The 18,491-nt window shown below is 72.2% G+C and carries 21 protein-coding genes; 15 read left to right on the top strand and 6 right to left on the bottom strand.

Going from position 1 to position 18,491, the window contains the following annotated elements; genetic code table 11:
* From ACH01S_RS36595 to ACH01S_RS45560, 5 genes are all read right to left on the bottom strand, one after another.
* Positions 1-799 (bottom strand): ATP-binding cassette domain-containing protein (locus tag ACH01S_RS36595; protein WP_067903232.1); only part of this gene is annotated, 799 nt, incomplete at its 3' end.
* A 39-nt stretch (positions 800-838) separates the two neighbouring features.
* On the bottom strand, positions 839-1,096 hold the full coding sequence (locus ACH01S_RS36590; protein WP_148344000.1) for a hypothetical protein: 258 nt from the start codon (positions 1,094-1,096) through the stop codon (positions 839-841).
* A 97-nt stretch (positions 1,097-1,193) separates the two neighbouring features.
* Complete coding sequence (locus ACH01S_RS36585) at positions 1,194-1,625, bottom strand: hypothetical protein (RefSeq protein ID WP_067903226.1); 432 nt, start codon at positions 1,623-1,625, stop codon at positions 1,194-1,196.
* 267 nt (positions 1,626-1,892) lie between these two features.
* A complete protein-coding gene (locus ACH01S_RS45565; RefSeq protein ID WP_067903223.1) occupies positions 1,893-2,573 on the bottom strand; it encodes a response regulator in 681 nt (226 codons plus the stop codon).
* Positions 2,570-4,567 (bottom strand): sensor histidine kinase, encoded by a 1,998-nt coding sequence (locus ACH01S_RS45560; protein ID WP_067903220.1) that lies wholly within the window; start codon positions 4,565-4,567, stop codon positions 2,570-2,572. The genes ACH01S_RS45565 and ACH01S_RS45560 overlap by 4 nt, the downstream gene beginning before the upstream one ends.
* Before the next feature lie 243 nt (positions 4,568-4,810).
* On the opposite strand from ACH01S_RS45560, the gene ACH01S_RS36570 reads away from it, so the two are divergent.
* From ACH01S_RS36570 to ACH01S_RS36560, 3 genes are all read left to right on the top strand, one after another.
* A complete protein-coding gene (locus tag ACH01S_RS36570) occupies positions 4,811-5,461 on the top strand; it encodes an AfsR/SARP family transcriptional regulator (protein WP_148343999.1) in 651 nt (216 codons plus the stop codon).
* 79 nt (positions 5,462-5,540) lie between these two features.
* Positions 5,541-6,041, top strand: a complete 501-nt coding sequence (locus ACH01S_RS36565; RefSeq protein WP_246236386.1) for an RNA polymerase sigma factor — start codon at positions 5,541-5,543, stop codon at positions 6,039-6,041.
* Positions 6,038-7,249: a beta-propeller domain-containing protein gene (locus tag ACH01S_RS36560; protein WP_067903213.1), complete on the top strand. Its 1,212-nt coding sequence runs from the start codon at positions 6,038-6,040 to the stop codon at positions 7,247-7,249. Before ACH01S_RS36565 ends, ACH01S_RS36560 begins: the two co-directional genes overlap by 4 nt.
* A gap of 85 nt (positions 7,250-7,334) precedes the next feature.
* Here ACH01S_RS36560 and ACH01S_RS36555 read toward each other — a convergent pair whose 3' ends face one another.
* Positions 7,335-7,763 (bottom strand): hypothetical protein, encoded by a 429-nt coding sequence (locus ACH01S_RS36555; RefSeq protein ID WP_148343998.1) that lies wholly within the window; start codon positions 7,761-7,763, stop codon positions 7,335-7,337.
* Positions 7,764-8,018: 255 nt separating this feature from the next.
* Here ACH01S_RS36555 and ACH01S_RS36550 point away from each other — a divergent pair, with 255 nt between their 5' ends.
* The 12 genes from ACH01S_RS36550 (at position 8,019) to ACH01S_RS36495 (ending at position 18,471) form a co-directional block, all read left to right on the top strand.
* Positions 8,019-8,987, top strand: a complete 969-nt coding sequence (locus ACH01S_RS36550; RefSeq protein ID WP_169809418.1) for a DUF2207 domain-containing protein — start codon at positions 8,019-8,021, stop codon at positions 8,985-8,987.
* 167 nt (positions 8,988-9,154) lie between these two features.
* Positions 9,155-10,303: a glycosyltransferase family 4 protein gene (locus ACH01S_RS36545; protein ID WP_067903205.1), complete on the top strand. Its 1,149-nt coding sequence runs from the start codon at positions 9,155-9,157 to the stop codon at positions 10,301-10,303.
* A gap of 288 nt (positions 10,304-10,591) precedes the next feature.
* On the top strand, positions 10,592-11,092 hold the full coding sequence (locus tag ACH01S_RS36540; protein ID WP_067903202.1) for a Cg1360 family ATP-synthase-associated protein: 501 nt from the start codon (positions 10,592-10,594) through the stop codon (positions 11,090-11,092).
* An 87-nt stretch (positions 11,093-11,179) separates the two neighbouring features.
* Positions 11,180-11,404: a hypothetical protein gene (locus tag ACH01S_RS36535; RefSeq protein ID WP_067903199.1), complete on the top strand. Its 225-nt coding sequence runs from the start codon at positions 11,180-11,182 to the stop codon at positions 11,402-11,404.
* Between the two features lie 61 nt (positions 11,405-11,465).
* Positions 11,466-12,260 carry a F0F1 ATP synthase subunit A gene (gene atpB / locus ACH01S_RS36530; protein ID WP_067903196.1) on the top strand — a complete coding sequence of 265 codons (795 nt, stop codon included), beginning with the start codon at positions 11,466-11,468 and terminating at the stop codon, positions 12,258-12,260.
* 102 nt (positions 12,261-12,362) lie between these two features.
* Complete coding sequence (gene atpE / locus ACH01S_RS36525; RefSeq protein ID WP_067903193.1) at positions 12,363-12,602, top strand: ATP synthase F0 subunit C; 240 nt, start codon at positions 12,363-12,365, stop codon at positions 12,600-12,602.
* 31 nt (positions 12,603-12,633) lie between these two features.
* On the top strand, positions 12,634-13,191 hold the full coding sequence (locus ACH01S_RS36520; protein ID WP_067903190.1) for a F0F1 ATP synthase subunit B: 558 nt from the start codon (positions 12,634-12,636) through the stop codon (positions 13,189-13,191).
* Positions 13,188-14,009: a F0F1 ATP synthase subunit delta gene (locus ACH01S_RS36515; protein ID WP_067903187.1), complete on the top strand. Its 822-nt coding sequence runs from the start codon at positions 13,188-13,190 to the stop codon at positions 14,007-14,009. Before ACH01S_RS36520 ends, ACH01S_RS36515 begins: the two co-directional genes overlap by 4 nt.
* A gap of 38 nt (positions 14,010-14,047) precedes the next feature.
* Complete coding sequence (gene atpA, locus ACH01S_RS36510) at positions 14,048-15,682, top strand: F0F1 ATP synthase subunit alpha (protein WP_067903184.1); 1,635 nt, start codon at positions 14,048-14,050, stop codon at positions 15,680-15,682.
* Positions 15,683-15,687: 5 nt separating this feature from the next.
* Complete coding sequence (locus ACH01S_RS36505; RefSeq protein ID WP_067903181.1) at positions 15,688-16,581, top strand: F0F1 ATP synthase subunit gamma; 894 nt, start codon at positions 15,688-15,690, stop codon at positions 16,579-16,581.
* A 2-nt stretch (positions 16,582-16,583) separates the two neighbouring features.
* Positions 16,584-18,014 carry a F0F1 ATP synthase subunit beta gene (atpD, locus tag ACH01S_RS36500; protein ID WP_067903178.1) on the top strand — a complete coding sequence of 477 codons (1,431 nt, stop codon included), beginning with the start codon at positions 16,584-16,586 and terminating at the stop codon, positions 18,012-18,014.
* Positions 18,015-18,084: 70 nt separating this feature from the next.
* Positions 18,085-18,471 (top strand): F0F1 ATP synthase subunit epsilon, encoded by a 387-nt coding sequence (locus ACH01S_RS36495; RefSeq protein ID WP_067903175.1) that lies wholly within the window; start codon positions 18,085-18,087, stop codon positions 18,469-18,471.
* Positions 18,472-18,491 lie beyond the last annotated feature (20 nt).

Raw genomic sequence — 18,491 nt, 5'->3', positions numbered from 1 at the left:
CGGCGAGCGCGCCCACCCGCGCCGTGTTCGCGCCGGTGACCGCGAGCGTTCCGGGCGGCTCCTCGCGGACGTCGAACCCGGCCCCGGTGAGCAGCGCGGCGAGCCGCCGCGCCTCCGGGGCCCGGACGATCACGCGGCTGCGCGTCGCCTCCTCGACGAACGTCCGGGTCGGGGCCTGGGCGATGAGCCGTCCCGCGCCGATGACGACGACCTCGTCGGCCGTCAGGGCCATCTCGGCGAGCAGGTGGCTGGAGACGAGGACGGTGCGCCCGTCCGCCGCGGCCTGGCGCAGGAACCGGCGGATCCAGTGGATGCCCTCGGGGTCGAGGCCGTTCATCGGCTCGTCCAGCAGCAGCACGCGGGGGGAGCCGAGCAACGCGGTGGCGATGCCCAGCCGCTGCCGCATGCCGAGCGAGAAGCCGCCGACCCGCCGTCCCGCGACCTCCGCGAGCCCGACGGCCTCCAGCAGCTCGTCGGCGCGTCCGGGCGGCGTACGGGTGAGGGCGGCGAGCCACCGCAGATGGGTGCGCGCGGTGAGGTTCGGGCGGACCCAGCCCGCGTCGAGCAGCGCGCCGACCGTGCCGCACGGGTCGGCCAGGTCCCGGTACGGCTTCCCCTCGACCAGGGCCGTCCCGGCGTCGGGCTCGGCCAAGCCGACGATCAGCCGCATCGTCGTGGACTTGCCCGCGCCGTTCGGCCCGAGGAAGCCGGTCACCACCCCCGGCCGCGCCTGGAAGGTCAGGCCGTCGACGACGGTCTTGCGCCCGAAGCGCTTGGTCAGGTTCTCAACACTGATCAACGATCGCACCCCCTCCGGGCTCCGCGGGCTCCACCGGCTTCACAGGAACGTGTCGGCGAGAGCCACCGCCACGGTCGCCGTGGCCGCGACGACCCAGGCCCAGGACTGCGCGCCGAGCTTGAACGAGTAGAACAGGACGCCGACGGCCGCGGGCGTCGCGACGGCCAGCAGGGCGTAGCTCAGGTACCGCGACGGATCACCGTCCAGAAGGCCCCTGAGGAGCGAGGCCGCCAGGGCGGCGACGAGGATCAACGCGCATGCGGCCTCCGAGACGGGCTCGCGCGTCTTCGAGTTCATCGTCATCTCTCCGATTCCGATCCGGTGGTTCCGGCCACGGCCGGAGGCCGGCTCCGCGAGGATCCGGCCTCCGTTCCACCCGTGGACGACGGTCGATCTAGTAGCCCTTGAGCAGCTTGTAGAGGTCCCAGGCGTTCGAGCTCCAGCCGGCGGCCTTCAGCGCCCAACGCACGGGGCGGGGCAGCTTGCTGTACCACTTCTTGAAGGCGCCCCAGCCCTTCTTGGCCGCCTTGACGGCCGACTTGAGCTTCCCGGCCTTCTTCAGGATCTTGATGAGGGTGCCGAGCCCGCCCTTCCGGGCGGCGTCCTGGAGCTGCTGGATCTCCTGCGTGGAGAAGCCGATCTGCCGCATGGCGGCGGTGTCGGCGGCGCTGAACCCGGACGCCGCGGGCTGCTGGACGGCCGTGACCGGCACGGCCGTCCGGGCGGGCTGCGCCGTCGCCGCGCTGGCGGGGCCCGCGATGCCCAGGCCCAGCACGGCGGCCAGGGACACGCCCGCGGCTCGGGTCGCGAGTCGCTGCTTGTTCATGGGGGAACTCCTCCGCGTAGATTCGGCGGCCCATCGCCGCCGCGGGCCGTTCTGACCCGTGGCGGGAGCCCACCAGGGCGGAGTCTTCGCGGCGTCCGGCCGGCGTCGCGCGAGCGTCTCGCGGGCGTCCGCGCCCGCGCCGCGCCGCGTCTTCCGGCCAGTTGGGCCCGCCTCGTCGCGGTGGCATGGAAAAAGTGAATCGCGGCCCCGCGCCCGGCGCTTCCTCCGGCGGGACCCACCTCGCTCGACCGCCCGGTGTGCGGGCGCTCAACCCTGGGGTGGAGGCGCCTCTCCGGGACGCACGAGCCCCGTGTCGTAGGCGAAGATCGTGGCCTGGACGCGGTCGCGCAGGCCGAGCTTGCCGAGGATCGAGTTGACGTGGGTCTTGACCGTGGCGGTGCCGATGCCGAGCGCGGCGCCGATCTCGGTGTTGCTGAGGCCCTTCGCCATCTGCACGAGGACGTCGCGCTCCCGCTGGGTGAGCCGCTCCAGCCGGTCGTCCCCGCCGGACGGCGGGTTGATCGCGCCGGTGGCGAAGGCGTCGACGAGGCGGCGGGTCACGGCGGGCGCGAGCATCGCCTCGCCGCCCGCCACGGTGCGGACGGCGTCCACCAGCTCCTGGGGCTCGCAGTCCTTGAGCAGGAAGCCGGACGCGCCCGCGCGCAGCGCGCCGAACACGTACTCGTCGCGGTGGAAGGTGGTGAGCACCAGCACCCGCGCCGGGGATCCCGCTGCGGCCAGCTCCCGCGACGCGGCGAGGCCGTCGACGCCGGGCATCCGGATGTCCATCAGCACGACGTCGGGCCGGCATTCGGGGACGGCGCGTAGGGCCTCCGCGCCGTCCGCGGCCTGGCCCACGACCTCCATGTCCGGTTCGCCGCCGATGATCGCGGTGAACCCCGCGCGGACGACGGCCTGGTCGTCCACCACCAGCACCCGGATGCTCACGGCGTCCTCCCTCGGGTCACGGCGCCTTCCCCATCGCGCTCCATCGCGTCCAGGAGCCCTCGCATCTCGGTCAGGGCGGCCCGGGCCTGCCCGGTCACCGCGCGGAGGGCGGCGGCCGCGGCGTCGTCCGGGCCGGCCAGGCCCGACTCGGCGGTCGTCACGAGCCGCGCGGTCCGGTCGAGGACGGTCCCGTTCAGCCCGGCCGCGACGCGGATCCGCTCGGCGTGCACGGCCGTGCCCGTCCGCGTGGTGACGGTGTCGATGATCGCGTCCCCCCAGCGCCGGCTCCGCGCCGCGGCGGCGAGGCCCCACGCCCAGGCGGCGAACGTCGCGGGCGCCGCGCACACGACGGCGGTCGCCAGCCCGAACGCGAACGCGACCGGGATCGCGGCGCCCGTCGCGGCCGTCCGGTCGGCGGCCAGCGTGAGGCCGAGCCCGATGCCCCAGGGGAGCGGCGCGGCGAGCGCCGCGGGCCATGTCCGGCGGCCGCCCGGGTGGTAGCACGCGACCGAGTAGACGGCGACGAACAGGGCGGGGCAGCCGAGGCCCAGCGCGCCCAGCGCGTCCGGCGACCACAGCGCGCACGCGGCGGCGAACACGGCCTGCGCCGAGACGACCGCCGCCAGCGCGGCCCGCGGGCGGCGGCGCCGCCACCACAGCGGGACCGCGCCGAGCATGAGCACGGCCGCGGCCAGCGCCGTTCCCGCCGCGGGCGCGCCCTCGACCAGCGGTTCCGGCGGGACGAACGCCAGGACCGGCGACGCCGCGCAGAGGACGACCGCCACGGCGTCCAGGACCTCAGGCCAGCCCCAGCCGATCCGGGAGCCGGTCGTCGTCGGCAGGCGGGCCTCGACCGCCCAGCCGCCCGCGGCGGTCGGTCCGGCGGTGAGCGCGCCGCCCAGTTCGGCCGCCCGGCCGCGCATGCCGCGCACGCCCCGTCCGCCGCCCTGCCCGCCGCCCTGCCCGCCGCCCCGTGTCCGGGCGGCCGCGCCGCCGGGGCGCTCGTTCTCGACGCTCACCCGGACCGCCCCCGGCTCGTAGCGGACGGTCACCCGCACCTCGGCGCCGAACGCGTGCCGCGTCGCGTTGGTGAGCGACTCCTGGACGATCCGGTACGCGACCGCCGTCACCTCGGCGGGCAGCCTGCGGGCGCGCCCCTCCAGCGCCAGGGACACCGGGACGCCCATCCTGGCCAGGCCGTGGCAGAGCCCGGGCAGCAGGTCCCGCAGCCCGCCGCCGTCGGCCCGCGGGCCCCCCAGGTCCGCGAGCGCGCTCAGCGACCCGAGCACCTCGCGGCCGGTCTCGGCGGCGACGGTGAGCGCCTCGCGGACCAGCCCCGGGTCGCCGATCCGGACGGCCGCCCCGGTGTGCACGACGACGGCGCTCAGGTGGTGGCCCGCGACGTCGTGGACCTCCCGCGCGAGGCGCTCGCGCTCCGCCTCCGCCGCCGCGCGGGCCTCCCGGTCGACGTCGGCCAGCCGGGCGCACAGCTCCCGCCGCCGCGCCACGTGCTGCCGCCGGAGCTGGCCGAACGCGGTGATCCCCAGGTAAAGGGCCGCGTTGAGCAGCACGGTGGACAGCGCGTCGCCGGGCCCCGCGGCGGCCGGCAGGTACGCCGCGGACGCGGCGGCGCAGGCGGCGAGGCAGCCGAGGACCGCGGCGCGCGGCCCGCGCAGCACCGCCAGCGAGTACAGGGCGACGCCGTCCGCGGGCCCGCCGATCGCGGTGTCGGCCGCGCCGGACGCGACGAGGCCCAGCGCGGTCAGTGCGACCGCGGCCGCCAGCACCGGCACGGGCGCGACGCGCCGCCACGCCAGCGCCCCGGCCGCGAGGACGATGGTGGTCGCCACCGCCGCCCAGCGGCCCGTCCCGAGGGGATCGCCGCTGCCGTCGGTGAAAAGCCAGGTGAGCGTGATCTGGGAGCCCGCGACGAGGAACGGGACGCCCCAGTCGGCAATGCGCGGCCATTGCCGGGCGTTTTCGTCCGTTCGCACAGGACGACCCTAAGACCTTTCAGCGGGCGCGGGTGATGCTTGGGCGCCGCGCTTCCCCGGTTTCCGGTTCCGGCCGAAAATGTCGGCGCGGGGAAGCAGCGGATGGGGCGACTCGCGCATCTAGTGGGCATGCATGGTGAAGAAGGGATCAGTGAAGACACCGCGCTGGCTTTGCTTCCCTCGTTCCGTTGCTGGGTCGGGGGACGAGAAGTTCGGCTGCCGCACGCATTGTCGTGCCTGATCGTGCTGGTGGCGTTGGAGGACGGCGGGGTCGGCAGGGCGGCGGTCCAATCCAGGCTGTGGCCGGATTCGCCGCCGCGCGAGGCGGGGAAGCGGCTGCGGCAGGCGTTGTGGCGGATCGGGCGGGAGACCGGCGGCCGCGTCCTCGACGTGTCGCCGGCGCACATCAGGCTGGCACCCGGCGTCGAGACGGACCTGCGCAGAGGGGAGCGGTTCGCGCGGCGCCTGTCCCGCGGCGAGGCCGACGCGGGGGGCCGCGCGGAGACGGCGCTGCTCGGCCGGGAACTGCTCGCGGGCTGGACGGACGAGGCCGTCCGCCCGACCCGCGACCGCTGGGACCGGCTGCGGCTGCTGGCGCTGGAGCGCCTGGCCGAGCGGGCGCTGCTGGCCGGGGACGTGCCGGGGGCGATGGAGCTGGCCGAGTCGGCGGCCCGCGTCGACCAGATCGGCGAGGCCCCGCACCGGATCCTCGCGGCGGCCCACCTGGCGCGGGGCGACAACGCGAGCGCGTGGCGCGTGTACGCGCGGTACCGGGATCTGCTCGTCACGGAAATGGGGCTTGAACCCAGCCGCTGGTTCCTTGATCTGGTCGAGGAACTGGTCGAATCCCGGAGGGTGCGCGGAATGGCTCGGCCGAGCCCGGCGGCGAGCTGACCGCGAATGGCCCTTACCGGACGTCAGATCATCGACGTTCCGGTGATTTCCGCTGCGGCGCCGCCTCTACGATCTCCCCGTGGTGACCCCTCGGACCCGTGACCTCGTGGCGCTCTATACAGCGCATAAGGTCGCCCTCATCCGGACGGCCGTCCTTTTGGTCGGGGACGAGGCCACCGCCGAAGACATCGTGCAGGACGTTTTCCTGCGCATGCAGGACAGGGCGCCGCGCCTGGACGACGAGGCGAAACTCCTCGCCTACGTCCGGGCGTCGGTGCTGAACGGCTGCCGCATGGTGCTGCGGCGGCGCAGGATGGTGTGGCGGCAGACGCAGCCGCACGAACCGCCGGTCTGGTCCGCCGAGTCGGCCGTGATCCTCGGCGAGGACCGGCGGGCCGTCCTGCGCGCGCTGCGGGGCCTGCCGCGCCGCCAGCGGGAGGCCGTGGTGCTGCGCTACTACCTCGACCTCAGTGACGAGGAGGTGGCGGCGGCCATGGGCATCAGGCCCGGGACGGTCCGCTCCACGATGGCGAGGGCCCTCGCCTCGCTGGCCCGCGAGCTGGGGGAGGAGGCCCGATGAGCGGCGTCGAGGACCGGCTGCGCGACGCGCTGCGGGCGACCGCCGAGGCCGCGGTGGACGCCGACAGGCCGCGGCCCCTGCCCGAGCGGGGCGCGCGGCGGCCGCTCCGGCGCGCGGCCCCGCTGCGCGCGTGGGTGATCCCGGTCTGCGCCGTGCTCGCCGTCCTCGCCCTGGCGGCCGGGGTCCTCGGGATCAGGAAGGTGATCGAACCGCCGGACCGGCGGCTGCAGCACGTCCCGAAGATGCCGCGGTTCGTGTTCGCCAGCCACCTGTCCGCCGGCGGCCGCCCGTCGCGCGTCGAGGTCCGCGACTCCGGCACCGGCCGGCTCGTGGACGTCGAGACCGCGCCGCGCGGCACGGACTTCCTCGACCTCGCCGCCACCGGCGACGGCCGCACGCTCTTCGTCCTCACGAGACCCGACCGGACCGGGGCGTGCAGCACCGTCGTCCACCGGTTCGGGCTGGACGGCTCCGGCCGGTTCACCGGCCGGACGCAGGTGCCGAACGCCGTCATCGCCGGAACGCCCGGCGACGACGGGGCCCTCGCGGTCACGGCGGACGGGCGCAGGCTCGCCTACGCCGTCGAGTCCTGCGGATCGGACGGGGGCGCGCGGCGGTGGAGCACGGACGGGCGGCTCGGCGTGATCGACGCCGACGGCGGGGCGCGGCGGGAACTGCCGGAGTCCGAGGACGCGGGGGACTCCCATCTCTCCTGGTCCGGCTCGGGCGACCGGCTCTTCTTCGTCCGGTCGCGGTACGTCCGCGGCGCCGGCGGGAAGTCGGCGAGCGTCCAGGAGCTGCGCGCGCTGCCGCTTCGGGGCGCGGTCGGCTCGCCGGTCGCCGCGGCGAGCGTCCGGATCCGCGCCGTCGCCGCGCCGAAGCGCTTCGAGGGCGCGGCGGCGCGTCCCGCCGGGGACCGGGTCCTGCTGTTCGAGGGCACCGAGCGGCTGGTCGGCGCGTCGTCGGAGGACGAGGGCACGCCGAACCCGGCGGGGGAGCGGGTCGTGCTGCTGGAGGTGTCGGCCGCCGGCGGGCGCGCGGTGCGGACGATCCGGCGCCAGGCCGTCTCCTTCGGCGGGCGGAACGTGCTGAAGGCCGACGCGTCGGGCCGCTACCTGATCACCGGGTTCGGCCTGATCGACCTGGAGAGGGGCGGGACGGTGCCGCCGCTCAGAGGCGTCTCGGGCTACTACGACCTCGACTGGTGAAACCGGCCGCAGGAATGGTGAAGGCCCCGCCGGGCCGGGCGGGGCCTCGCGTAAGTCGGTTACGCGCAGTCACTCACGCGAGGGCTCAGAACAGCTTCTTGCCCTTGCCGTAGACGTACTTGCCGGTCTTCTTGCTGCGAGCGCACTCCTGCACCCAGAGGTGGCTGCTGTAGCTCGACTTCGCGCTGATCGACACGGTCGCCGCGCCGTCGTAGTTGTACTGGTTGCCGTTCCGGTCGATGCCGATGATCTTGTGGCGCGACCAGTACTGCTTGTTGCCCTCGGTGAACAGGAACCGCACGCAGGCCGTCCAGCCGTTGCGCTTCCCGTCGCGGAGGTAGCCCTTCACGTAGGTGGAGCCGCCGCTGCGGGAGTAGGTGCCCCACGCGCTGATGTTCGAGTACGAGTTGTACGGGGCCCAGCTCTTGGCCGCCGCCTCGGCGGGGGCGCCCACGGCCGCCATGCCGGCCATCAGGGTGCCGGCGGTCAACGCCACGGCTGCGATTCGCCGCATAGATCCCTCCATGATCAGTTTTACTCAGCGACGGTTAACCTAGCAGGGCCGACAAGATCATCTTTATCGTATTTTTAGGCGTTGACCAGGGAAGGTCGAAATCTTCGATCTTGCGAACCTGGACGCGGTCGAGCGCGTCCAACGGTCCGGGACGTCGTTCGCGGGCGTCCCGGCGGATCCGGTCCCCTGGCCTCGCGGGCAGTATCGGCGCCGTTACGGCGACGCGCGGACCCCGGCGGTGCCACCATGCCTGGCGTGCCTGGCCGTGCCCGGGGGCCCGCGATCCGCGCGGGCGTGCTCCTGCTGACGACCCTCGTCCTCGCGCTGCCCGCGCCCGCCGTCGCGGCGCCGGCACCGGCGCCGATGGAGATCATCCCGACCTACGACGTCGTCCTCACGCTGGGCGGGGACGGGGTGCTGTACGTCCGGGAGACGATCACCTACGACTTCGACCGGAGCGGGCGGCACGGGATCGTCCGGCGGGTGCGGTTCCGGCACGGCGACCGGGTGTACGACGTGCGGGACGTGCGGGCCGGGTCGTCCACGGGCGCGCCGTCCCGGGTCCGCACGACGCGGTTCCTGAACGACGTGCAGATCAGCGTCGGCGACCGGCGCCGCGAGGTGCGCGGCCGCCAGGCGTACGTGATCGAGTACGCCGTGGCCTGGGCCTTCACCCCGCGCGCCGACCACGACGAACTGGTCTGGGACGCGATCGGCACCGGCTGGAACGTCCCGATCGCCAACGCCGCCGTCCGGGTGGAGGCGCCGGTGCCGCTGCGCCGCGCGTCCTGCCGGGCGGGCGCCCCCGGCCGGACGACCCGCTGCCTGCGCGACCGCGACGGCCCCTACGCGGTCGACTTCACGCAGGGCGCGCTCGCCCCGCACGAGGGGATGACGATCAAGGTCCGGCTGCCCAAGCACGCGGTCGCGGTCCAGCCGCCGCGGTACGTCCCGCCGCACTGGACGGGCGGCTGGCCGGGCACCGCGCTGCTCGCGCTGTCGGTCGCGCTCGTGCCGCTGCTGGCGCGCCGTCCGGCGCCCCGCCGGGCGGCCGGGGCGGGGCTCGCCGCGGCCGGGTTCCTGCTGGTCGCGGCGGACGCGGGCGACGACGTCGCGGCGCACGGGGCGTGGGCGTTCTCGCTCGGCGACCGCTGCCTCGCCGGGCTCGGCCTCCTGATCGTCGGCGCGGGGATCCTGTGCGCGGACCGGTCCAGGATGGTGTGAGTCGGGGCGAACGGCCGCGGATGAGGACTACAGTTGGTCGGTCGCGACGTGAACAGATCGTTCCGGCGGTCCGTCTCCATGAGACGGGCCGTCGCAGGTGACGGTCCGCGCGTACGGGGCATCGCAACCGGACAGCGAAGGCGATCGGCGGAGGGAGGCGCTGGAGAGTGCGGGAATACCTGCTCGCCATCCTCGTCGCCGCGCTCGTCTCCTACCTGCTGACCCCCTCGGTGCGCAGGTTCGCGGTGTGGTTCGGGGCGCAGGCCGTGCCGCGCGAGCGCGACGTCCACGTGATCCCGACGCCCCGGCTCGGCGGCCTCGCGATGTTCGGCGGGATGGTGGCCGCGCTGGTGGTGGCGACCGGGCTGCCGGAGATGCGCAAGGTCCTCGCCGACGGCGACATCAACGTGACCAGGGCGTTCCTGCTGTCCGGCGGGCTGATCGTGCTGATCGGCATCGCCGACGACCGCTGGGAGGTGGACGCCCTCACCAAGTTCGCCGGCCAGGTCGCCGCCGCCGGGATCTTCATCATGCAGGGCATCCAGATCTACGCGCTCCCGCTGCCGACCGGGGAGTCGCTCACGCTGCCGCCCGCCTACGGGGTGCCGCTGACCGTCCTCGTCGTGGTCGCGACGATCAACGCCGTCAACTTCATCGACGGGCTGGACGGCCTCGCCGCGGGCGTCGTCGGGATCGCGGCGCTCGGCCTGTTCTCCTACGCCTACCTGCTGTCGCGGGTGAACGGGCTGACCACGCTGTCCTCGGCCACGCTCATCGCCGCGGTGCTGTTCGGGATGTGCGCGGGCTTCCTGCCGCACAACTTCAGCCCGGCCAAGATCTTCATGGGCGACACCGGCTCGATGCTGATCGGGCTGCTGCTCAGCGCGTCCACGATCATGCTGACCGGGCAGTTCGACCCGACGATCCTGACCAACGGGCTGTTCCCGTTCTTCGTCCCGATGCTGCTGGTCCCGGCGGTGGCCGCGATCCCGTTCATCGACATGCTGCTCGCCGTGTGGCGCCGCACCAACCAGGGCCGCTCGCCGTTCGCGCCGGACAAGCAGCACCTGCACCACCGCCTGCTGGAGCTCGGCCACTCCACCCGCCGCGCCGTGCTGATCATGTACCTCTGGGTGGGGCTGCTCGCGTCCGGGCTGATCGGCTTCGCCCTGCTCGACGCCGCCTGGAAGGTCCTCGGCATCACGGTCGCCGTCGCGGTCGTCGCCCTGCTGCTGATGTTCGGCAAGCCGCGCCGCCGGTCCGTCCCGCCGCCGGACGGGGAGCAGCCCGCCCAGCGTCCGGCGATGCGCGTCTGACCAGCGCTGACCGGCGGCCGCGTCCGGGACTGATCGACCTCCCGTTTCGTCCCGGATTTGCCGTGTTTGACCGCGCCTTGTGGCGGTAGGGGTTCGGATCGTCCTCCTCGGTAACCGTGGGCTGGACCCTCGGGCTGGGCTAGGGTCCGGGGGGACGGGTGTGACCCGGAGTAGCGCGTGGGAGCCCGCGCGGCGCATTACCTTCAGGGTAATTGTGGACATTCCGGACGCTTGTGATACCTTTCACGAACAAGAGACGACCACTGAACGTGACCAGCCGGAGCCCTCATGCATACCTCCGACGCCCGGATGCTCCGCGGCGCCGCGATCCCGACCTCGGCCGTCGGGGTGGGCGCCGTACTGATCGGCCTGCTGGCCGCCGGCGCCAAGGGCGCCCTCGCGGCGGCACTGGCCACCGTCGTGGTGATCGCCTTCTTCTCGGTCAGCGCGCTGGCGGTCTCCTGGGCCGGCAAGATCTCCGCGCAGACCATGATGATGGCCGCGCTCGCGAGCTACGTCGTGAAGATCCTCGTCATGATGGTGCTGGTCACCGTGGTGGCGGAGGTGACGATCTGGAACACCACGGTCTTCGGCTGGACGGTGATCGCGCTCGCGATGCTGTGGATCGCCGCCGAGTTCCGGGTGGCCCTCCAGCGCAGGCCCTACATCGACGACCCCCGGACCGCCGCCCCCCGGGCCGACGGATCCGAAGCCCGCGGCAGCCGATCCGGTGAGTCGCGGGACGACGACGCCGCCGAGCCGTCGAACATCTTGGACCGGAGTCCATGATGACCTCGCCACGGACGGTGCGGCGCCCCTTCGGGGACTACTCCAATATGACCACCGCAGGCATGGCCTGCTATCGTCCGGAGCGCGATGAGCGAGCAGAAACGTCGGCCGGAGGACGGCCAACGGGAATTCGCCGACGCCGCCTGGTCCGTGCCCAGCTACCTGCTCTCCGGGATCATCATCTGGGGCGGTCTGGGGTGGCTGCTGGCCGAATTGACGGACCAGACCTGGCTGATCCCGGTCGGCGTGGTCATCGGTGCCGGGCTCGCCATCTACCTGGTCTACCTGAAGTACGGTCGCCACTCCTCCTGAGCGGCGCCGCCGCCGAGGAAGCCTTTGTGACACATCACAACATTGATGAAGGGAACGCCGCGTGAACGCGCTGACGGTCCTCGCCTCCGGAGGGGATAAGTTCGAGGCCCCCGGGACGGAGCTGTTCGACTTCCCGCCCCTCTTCCCCGGCGGCCCCGCCTGGCTCACCAAGCCCGTCTTCTTCTCGGTGTTCGGCGCGCTCGTGGTGTGCGTCGTGTTCTGGATGGCCTTCGCCAAGCCGAAGCTCGTGCCCCGGGGCATGCAGAACGTCGGCGAGGTCGGCTACATGTTCGTCCGCGACCAGATCGCCCGGCCGTTCCTCGGCAAGAACACCGAGCAGTGGATGCCGCTGCTGATGACGCTGTTCTTCGTGATCTGGATCTGGAACATCTTCTCGGTCGTCCCGATCATCCAGTTCCCGATCGCGTCGCACATCGCGTTCCCGGCCGTGCTGGCGATCTTCGTGTACTGCGTCAAGGTGTACCTGGGCTTCAAGCACCAGGGCCCGGTGAAGTACTTCACGAACATGATCCCCAAGGGCCTGCCGCTCCCGGTCTACTTCCTGCTGGTGCCGATCGAGTACCTCTCGACGTTCATCATCGCCCCCTTCACCCACGCCGTCCGGCTCTTCGCCAACATGTTCGCCGGGCACATGATCCTGGCCTTCTTCAGCCTGGTCGGCTTCTGGTTCCTGTTCGAGAAGCCCACGGTCGCAGGGTTCGGCATCGGCATCGTCGGCGTGGTCGTCACCATCCTGCTGACCGCCTTCGAGCTGCTGATCCAGTTCCTGCAGGCGTTCCTGTTCGCGATGCTCGCCGCCATGTACATCCAGAGCGGGCTGCACGCGGAGCACTGAGCCCCAGGGTCGTGCGGCGCCCCCTCGGCGCCGGGCCCGTCCGACAACCTCGTAAGCCAGACCGGCGGAGACTCCGCCGGCCGACAGAAAAGGAAAGAACCCATGACGGGAGCCGTCCTCGCCGCCGGACTCGAAGGCAACGTCACCGCGATCGGCTACGGCCTCGCGGCCATCGGCCCGGGCATCGGCATCGGCATCATCTTCGGCCAGGGCGTGAACGCGATCGCCCGCCAGCCCGAGCTGACCGGCGTGATCCGCACCAACATGATGCTGGGCTTCGTCCTCACCGAGGCGCTCGCCCTGATCGGCCTGGTCGCGCCGTTCATCTTCAAGAGCGTCTGATCACGCTTCCCACCCGAGGAGGGCTGTAGGCATGATCGAAGCAGCTTCCGTCCTTGCGGCGGAGAACAACAACCCTCTGCTTCCGCATCCGTTCGAGCTCGTCGTCGGCATCTTCTCGTTCCTCGTCGTCCTCATCGTGGTCGGCAGGATCCTCGTCCCGCGGCTGCAGCAGACGCTGGAGGAGCGCACCCAGGCCATCGAGGGCGGCCTCGAACGCGCCGAGCAGGCGCAGAAGGAAGCCCAGCAGGTCCTTGACCAGTACAAGGCCCAGCAGAAGGCGGCCGCGGTCGAGGCGTCGAACGAGCGGCGCAAGGCCGAGGAGCAGGGCGCGCAGATCATCGCCCAGGCCAAGGAGCAGGCCCAGGCCGAGGCGCGCCGGATCGTCGAGAACGCCAAGGCGCAGATCGAGGCGGAGCGGCAGCAGGCGCTGCAGTCGCTGCGCGCCGAGATCGGCGCCCTGTCGGTCGAGCTGGCCGGACGCGTCGTGGGCGAGTCCCTGGAGGACAGCGCGCGGCAGAGCCGGGTCGTCGACCGGTTCCTTGAGGAGCTGGAAGAGCGGGCCCGCACGCAGGAGCAGATCACATCATGACCATCACGGGAGCGGTGAGCAGGGCGTCGCTGGCCGAGGCCAGGGAGCGGCTGGAGGCCGTGATCCCCTCCGCCGACCTGGCCCGACTCGGCGGCGACCTGTTCGCGGTGCTGCACCTGATCGACCGCGAGCACGGGCTGCGGCGGGCGGTCTCCGACCCGGCGCGGGACGGGGCCGACAAGGCGCAGCTCGTCCAGATCCTGCTGGAGGGCAAGGTGTCGCCGGCCGCTCTCGGGCTGGTCGCCGACGTCGTCCGGCTGCGCTGGTCGTCCCCCTCGGAGCTGTCGGACGCGGTGGAGGCCCTCGCGGTCACCGCCGAGGCCGCCCGCGCCGAGGCCGACGGGCGCATCGACGACCTGGAGGACGAGCTGTTCCGGTTCTCCCGCGTCGTCGAGGGCGAGCCCGAGCTGCGCGGCGCGCTCGCCGGGCCGTCGCTGCCCGACGACCGCAAGCTCGGCCTGGTCAACGCGCTGCTCGACGGGAAGGTCACCGACGCGACGCTGACGCTGGTCACCGAGCTGGCGCTGCGTCCGCGAGGACGTAGCCTGGAGACGGGGCTCGCCGAGTACGGCAAGCTCGTCGCCCAGCGCAGGCAGCGGCTGGTCGCGCTCGTGCGGACGTCCGCCGAGCTGCCGGAGGCGCAGCGCACGCGGCTCGCCGCGGTGCTCGCCGCGGCCTACGGCCACGAAGTACACCTGAACATCGAGATCGACCCCACGGTGATCGGCGGCCTGTCGATCGAGATCGGGGACGAGATCATCGACGGCACCATCGCCGGACGGCTGGACGACGTCCGCCGGCGGCTCGGCACCGGCTAAGACCGGTAGAGCTGACTCTAGGGAGCAAGAGAGGAATCATGGCGGAGCTGACGATCCGTCCGGACGAGATCCGGAACGCGCTGGAGCGCTTCGTCCAGTCGTACGAGCCCGAGGCCGCCGCGCGCGAAGAGGTCGGCACCGTCGTCGATTCCGGCGACGGTATCGCCCACGTCGAGGGCCTGCCCTCCGCGATGGCGAACGAACTCCTTGAGTTCGAGGACGGTACCCGTGGCCTGGCTCTGAACCTGGACGTGCGCGAGATCGGCGCCGTTGTCCTTGGCGACTTCAGCAAGATCGAGGAGGGCCAGAAGGTCCGCCGGACCGGCGAGGTGCTGTCCGTCCCCGTGGGGGACGGCTTCCTCGGCCGCGTCGTCGACGCGCTGGGCAACCCGCTGGACGGCAAGGGCCCGATCGAATCCACCGAGCGCCGCGCGCTCGAACTGCAGGCCCCCACGGTCGTGCAGCGCCAGTCGGTCAGCGAGCCGCTGCAGACCGGCATCAAGGCCATCGACGCGATGACGCCGATCGGCCGCGGCCAGCGCCAGTTGATCATCGGTGACCGGCAGACGGGCAAGACGACCGTCTGCGTGGACACCATCATCAACCAGAAGGAGAACTGGGAGTCCGGCGACGAGACCAAGCAGGTCCGCTGCATCTACGTCGCGATCGGCCAGAAGGGCTCCACGATCGCCAACGTCCGCCGCTCCCTGGAAGAGGCGGGCGCGCTGGAGTACACCACGATCGTGGCGGCGCCCGCGTCCGAGCCGGCGGGCTTCAAGTACATCGCCCCCTACACCGGGTCGGCGATCGGGCAGCACTGGATGTACCAGGGCAAGCACGTCCTGATCATCTTCGACGACCTGTCGAAGCAGGCCGAGGCCTACCGCGCGGTGTCGCTGCTGCTGCGCCGCCCGCCGGGGCGCGAGGCGTACCCGGGCGACGTGTTCTACCTGCACTCCCGGCTGCTTGAGCGCTGCGCGAAGCTGTCCGACGAGATGGGCGCGGGCTCGATGACGGGCCTGCCGATCATCGAGACCAAGGGCAACGACGTGTCGGCCTACATCCCGACGAACGTCATCTCCATCACCGACGGGCAGTGCTTCCTGGAGACGGACCTGTTCAACCAGGGCGTCCGGCCGGCGATCAACGTCGGCATCTCGGTCTCCCGGGTCGGCGGCGACGCGCAGATCAAGGCGATGAAGCAGGTCGCCGGCACGCTGCGGCTCGCGCTGTCGCAGTTCCGCGACCTGGAGGCGTTCGCCGCGTTCGCGTCCGACCTGGACGCCGCGTCCCGCGCGCAGCTCGACCGCGGCGCCCGCCTCGTGGAGCTGCTGAAGCAGCCGCAGGGCAGCCCGTTCCCGGTCGAGCAAGAGGTCGTGTCCGTGTGGTCGGGCACGTCCGGCGAGCTGGACGACGTCCCGGTCGCCGACGTCCGCCGCTTCGAGCGGGAGTTCCTCGACTACATCGAGCGGGAGGAGAGCGGCCTGCTCACCTCCATCCGGGAGACCGGCAAGCTCTCCGACGACGCCCTGCAGGCCCTGAAGAACGCCATCACGGACTTCAAGAAGGGCTTCCAGACCAGCGAGGGCGAGCTGCTGGCCGAGGAGCCGGTCGAGCCGCTCGCGGACGAGGAAGTCGAGCAGGAGACCATCACCAGGGTCAAGAAGGACTGACGGCGATGGCCCAGATTCGCCAGCTCCGGCAGAAGATCAAGTCGGTCAAGTCGACCGCCAAGATCACTCGTGCCCAGGAGATGATCGCCACCTCGCGGATCGTCAAGGCCCAGCAGGCGGTGGCGGCGTCCAAGCCGTACGCCGACCAGATCACGCAGGCCCTGAGCGCGCTGGTGAGCCATCATGTCGGGATCGACCATCCGCTGCTCCAGGAGCAGCCGGCCGACAACCGCAGCGCGGTCCTGGTCATCACGAGCGATCGCGGGTTCTGCGGCGCCTACAACGCCAACGTGATCCGCGAGGCGGAGGCGCTGATCGCGCGGCTGCGGGAGGAGGGCCGCGAGCCCGTCCCGTACGTCATCGGCAACAAGGGCATCACGTGGTACCGGTTCCGCGGCCGCGAGGTCGCGGAGACCTGGCACGGGTTCACCGACCGTCCGGACTTCGCGAGCGCCGAGCGGATCGGGCGGCGCCTCACCGAGGACTTCCTCAAGACGGACGCGGACGGCGGCGTCGGCGAGATCCACGTCGTCTACACCCAGTTCGTGTCGATGCTGACGCAGGAGGTCCAGGTCAGCAGGCTGCTGCCGCTGGAGATCGAGGAGTCGGCCTCCGAACGCGTGCCGCCCGCCTACGAGTTCGAGCCGTCCGCCGCGGCGGCGCTCGACCTCCTGCTGCCCAACTACGTCGAGAGCCGCATCTTCCACATGCTGCTCCAGTCGGCGGCGTCGTTCCACGCCTCGGTGCGGCGGGCGATGAAGTCGGCTACGGACAACGCCAACGAACTGGTCGGGGTCTACACGCGCCAGATGAACCAGGCGCGGCAGGCCGCGATCACCCAGGAAATCAGCGAGATCGTCGGTGGCGCTGACGCGCTCGCCGAGTCTGGCGGGGAGTGAGAATGACTGCTCAGGTAGAGACGGCGACCGCGACCGGGCGCGTCGCCCGGGTCATCGGCCCGGTCGTCGACGTGGAGTTCCCCGCGGACGCCATCCCGGACATCTACAACGCCCTCACGGTCGAGGCGAACCTCGGCGGCGAGACGCAGACCCTGACCCTGGAGGTCGCCCAGCACCTCGGCGACAACATGGTCCGGGCCATCTCGATGAAGCCGACCGACGGCGTCGTCCGCGGCGGCCCGGTGGTCGACACCGGCGAGTCCATCGCGGTGCCGGTCGGCGACGTCACCAAGGGCCACGTGTGGAACGCCCTCGGCGAGGCGCTGGACGTCCCGACCGCGTCCCTTGAGGTGAACGAGCGCTGGGGGATCCACCGCAAGGCCCCCGCGTTCGACCAGCTGGAGTCGAAGACCGAGATGCTGGAGACCGGCATCAAGGTCATCGACCTGCTGTGCCCGTACGTGAAGGGCGGCAAGATCGGCCTGTTCGGCGGCGCCGGCGTGGGCAAGACGGTCCTCATCCAGGAGATGATCCGCCGTGTCGCCCGCAACTTCGGCGGCACCTCGGTGTTCGCCGGCGTCGGCGAGCGCACCCGCGAGGGCAACGACCTCTGGGTGGAGATGGCGGACGCGAACGTCCTGAAGGACACCGCGCTCGTGTTCGGCCAGATGGACGAGCCGCCGGGCACCCGGCTCCGGGTGGCGCTGTCGGCGCTGACGATGGCGGAGTACTTCCGCGACGTCCAGAACCAGGACGTGCTGCTGTTCATCGACAACATCTTCCGGTTCACCCAGGCGGGCTCGGAGGTGTCGACGCTGCTCGGCCGCATGCCGTCCGCGGTGGGCTACCAGCCGACGCTGGCGGACGAGATGGGCGTGCTGCAGGAGCGGATCACCTCGACGCGCGGCCACTCGATCACCTCGATGCAGGCGATCTACGTGCCCGCCGACGACATCACCGACCCGGCGCCGCACACCACGTTCGCGCACCTGGACGCGACGACCACGCTGTCGCGCGCGATCACGGAGAAGGGCATCTACCCCGCGGTGGACCCGCTCGACTCCACGTCCCGGATCATGGACCCGCAGATCCTCGGCAACGAGCACTACGACGTCGCCCAGGAAGTGATCCGGATCCTGCAGAAGTACAAGGAGCTGCAGGACATCATCGCCATCCTCGGCATCGACGAGCTCTCCGAGGAGGACAAGGTCACCGTCCAGCGGGCGCGGCGCATCGAGCGTTTCCTGTCGCACCCGATGTACGTGGCCGAGCAGTTCACCGGCCAGCCCGGCGAGACGGTCCCGAAGGACGAGACCGTCGCGTCGTTCAAGGCCATCGCGGAGGGCAAGTACGACCACCTGCCCGAGCAGGCGTTCTTCATGTGCGGCGGCATCGAGGACGTCGAGAAGAAGGCCCGGGAGCTGGCGAAGTAGTCCGCTCGGCCCGGGGCCGCCCGCGCGGCGGCCCCGGCCGGGTCGTGGGAGGCCGTGGGAGGAAGCAGACGTGGCAAACCTGAAGGTCGGCCTGGTCTCGCCGGAGCGCGAGATCTGGACCGGCGAGGCCAGGATGGTGGTCGCCCAGACCGTCGAGGGCTCGATGGGCATCCTGCCGGGGCACGCCCCGGTGCTGGGCATCCTCCTCGACGGCAGCGTGGTGAAGATCGAGCCCGCCGACGGCGGCGAGCCGATCTCGGCGATGGTCGGCAGCGGGTTCTTCTCCGTCGCCGCCGACGAGGTGTCGGTGCTGGCCGAGCAGGCCGAGCTGGGCGAGGAGGTCGACGTCCCGGAGGCGCGGCAGGCGCTGGAGGACGCGCTCGCCGCCGAGGACGAGGACGCGACGCGGGAGCGTCGGGCCCGCGCGCGGCTGCGCGCCGCGGGCATCGAGGCCTGATCGAGGTATAGGCGCCCGGC

It is taken from the genome of Actinomadura chibensis NBRC 106107 (genome assembly GCF_001552135.1).
In the GTDB taxonomy this organism is placed as follows: domain Bacteria; phylum Actinomycetota; class Actinomycetes; order Streptosporangiales; family Streptosporangiaceae; genus Spirillospora; species Spirillospora chibensis.
The sequence above is the reverse complement of the archived record's forward strand: the minus strand, read 5'-3'. Positions and strand labels throughout refer to the sequence as shown.

What these genes read in the sequence shown, in the direction of transcription:
- ACH01S_RS36590 (WP_148344000.1), bottom strand. Translation starts at nt 1,096, where the DNA reads ATGAACTCGAAGACGCGCGAGCCCGTCTCGGAGGCCGCATGCGCGTTG.
- ACH01S_RS36585 (WP_067903226.1), bottom strand. Translation starts at nt 1,625, where the DNA reads ATGAACAAGCAGCGACTCGCGACCCGAGCCGCGGGCGTGTCCCTGGCC.
- ACH01S_RS36560 (WP_067903213.1), top strand. Translation starts at nt 6,038, where the DNA reads ATGAGCGGCGTCGAGGACCGGCTGCGCGACGCGCTGCGGGCGACCGCC.
- ACH01S_RS36555 (WP_148343998.1), bottom strand. Translation starts at nt 7,763, where the DNA reads ATGCGGCGAATCGCAGCCGTGGCGTTGACCGCCGGCACCCTGATGGCC.
- ACH01S_RS36540 (WP_067903202.1), top strand. Translation starts at nt 10,592, where the DNA reads ATGCATACCTCCGACGCCCGGATGCTCCGCGGCGCCGCGATCCCGACC.
- ACH01S_RS36535 (WP_067903199.1), top strand. Translation starts at nt 11,180, where the DNA reads ATGAGCGAGCAGAAACGTCGGCCGGAGGACGGCCAACGGGAATTCGCC.
- atpE (WP_067903193.1), top strand. Translation starts at nt 12,363, where the DNA reads ATGACGGGAGCCGTCCTCGCCGCCGGACTCGAAGGCAACGTCACCGCG.
- ACH01S_RS36520 (WP_067903190.1), top strand. Translation starts at nt 12,634, where the DNA reads ATGATCGAAGCAGCTTCCGTCCTTGCGGCGGAGAACAACAACCCTCTG.
- ACH01S_RS36515 (WP_067903187.1), top strand. Translation starts at nt 13,188, where the DNA reads ATGACCATCACGGGAGCGGTGAGCAGGGCGTCGCTGGCCGAGGCCAGG.
- atpA (WP_067903184.1), top strand. Translation starts at nt 14,048, where the DNA reads ATGGCGGAGCTGACGATCCGTCCGGACGAGATCCGGAACGCGCTGGAG.
- ACH01S_RS36505 (WP_067903181.1), top strand. Translation starts at nt 15,688, where the DNA reads ATGGCCCAGATTCGCCAGCTCCGGCAGAAGATCAAGTCGGTCAAGTCG.
- atpD (WP_067903178.1), top strand. Translation starts at nt 16,584, where the DNA reads ATGACTGCTCAGGTAGAGACGGCGACCGCGACCGGGCGCGTCGCCCGG.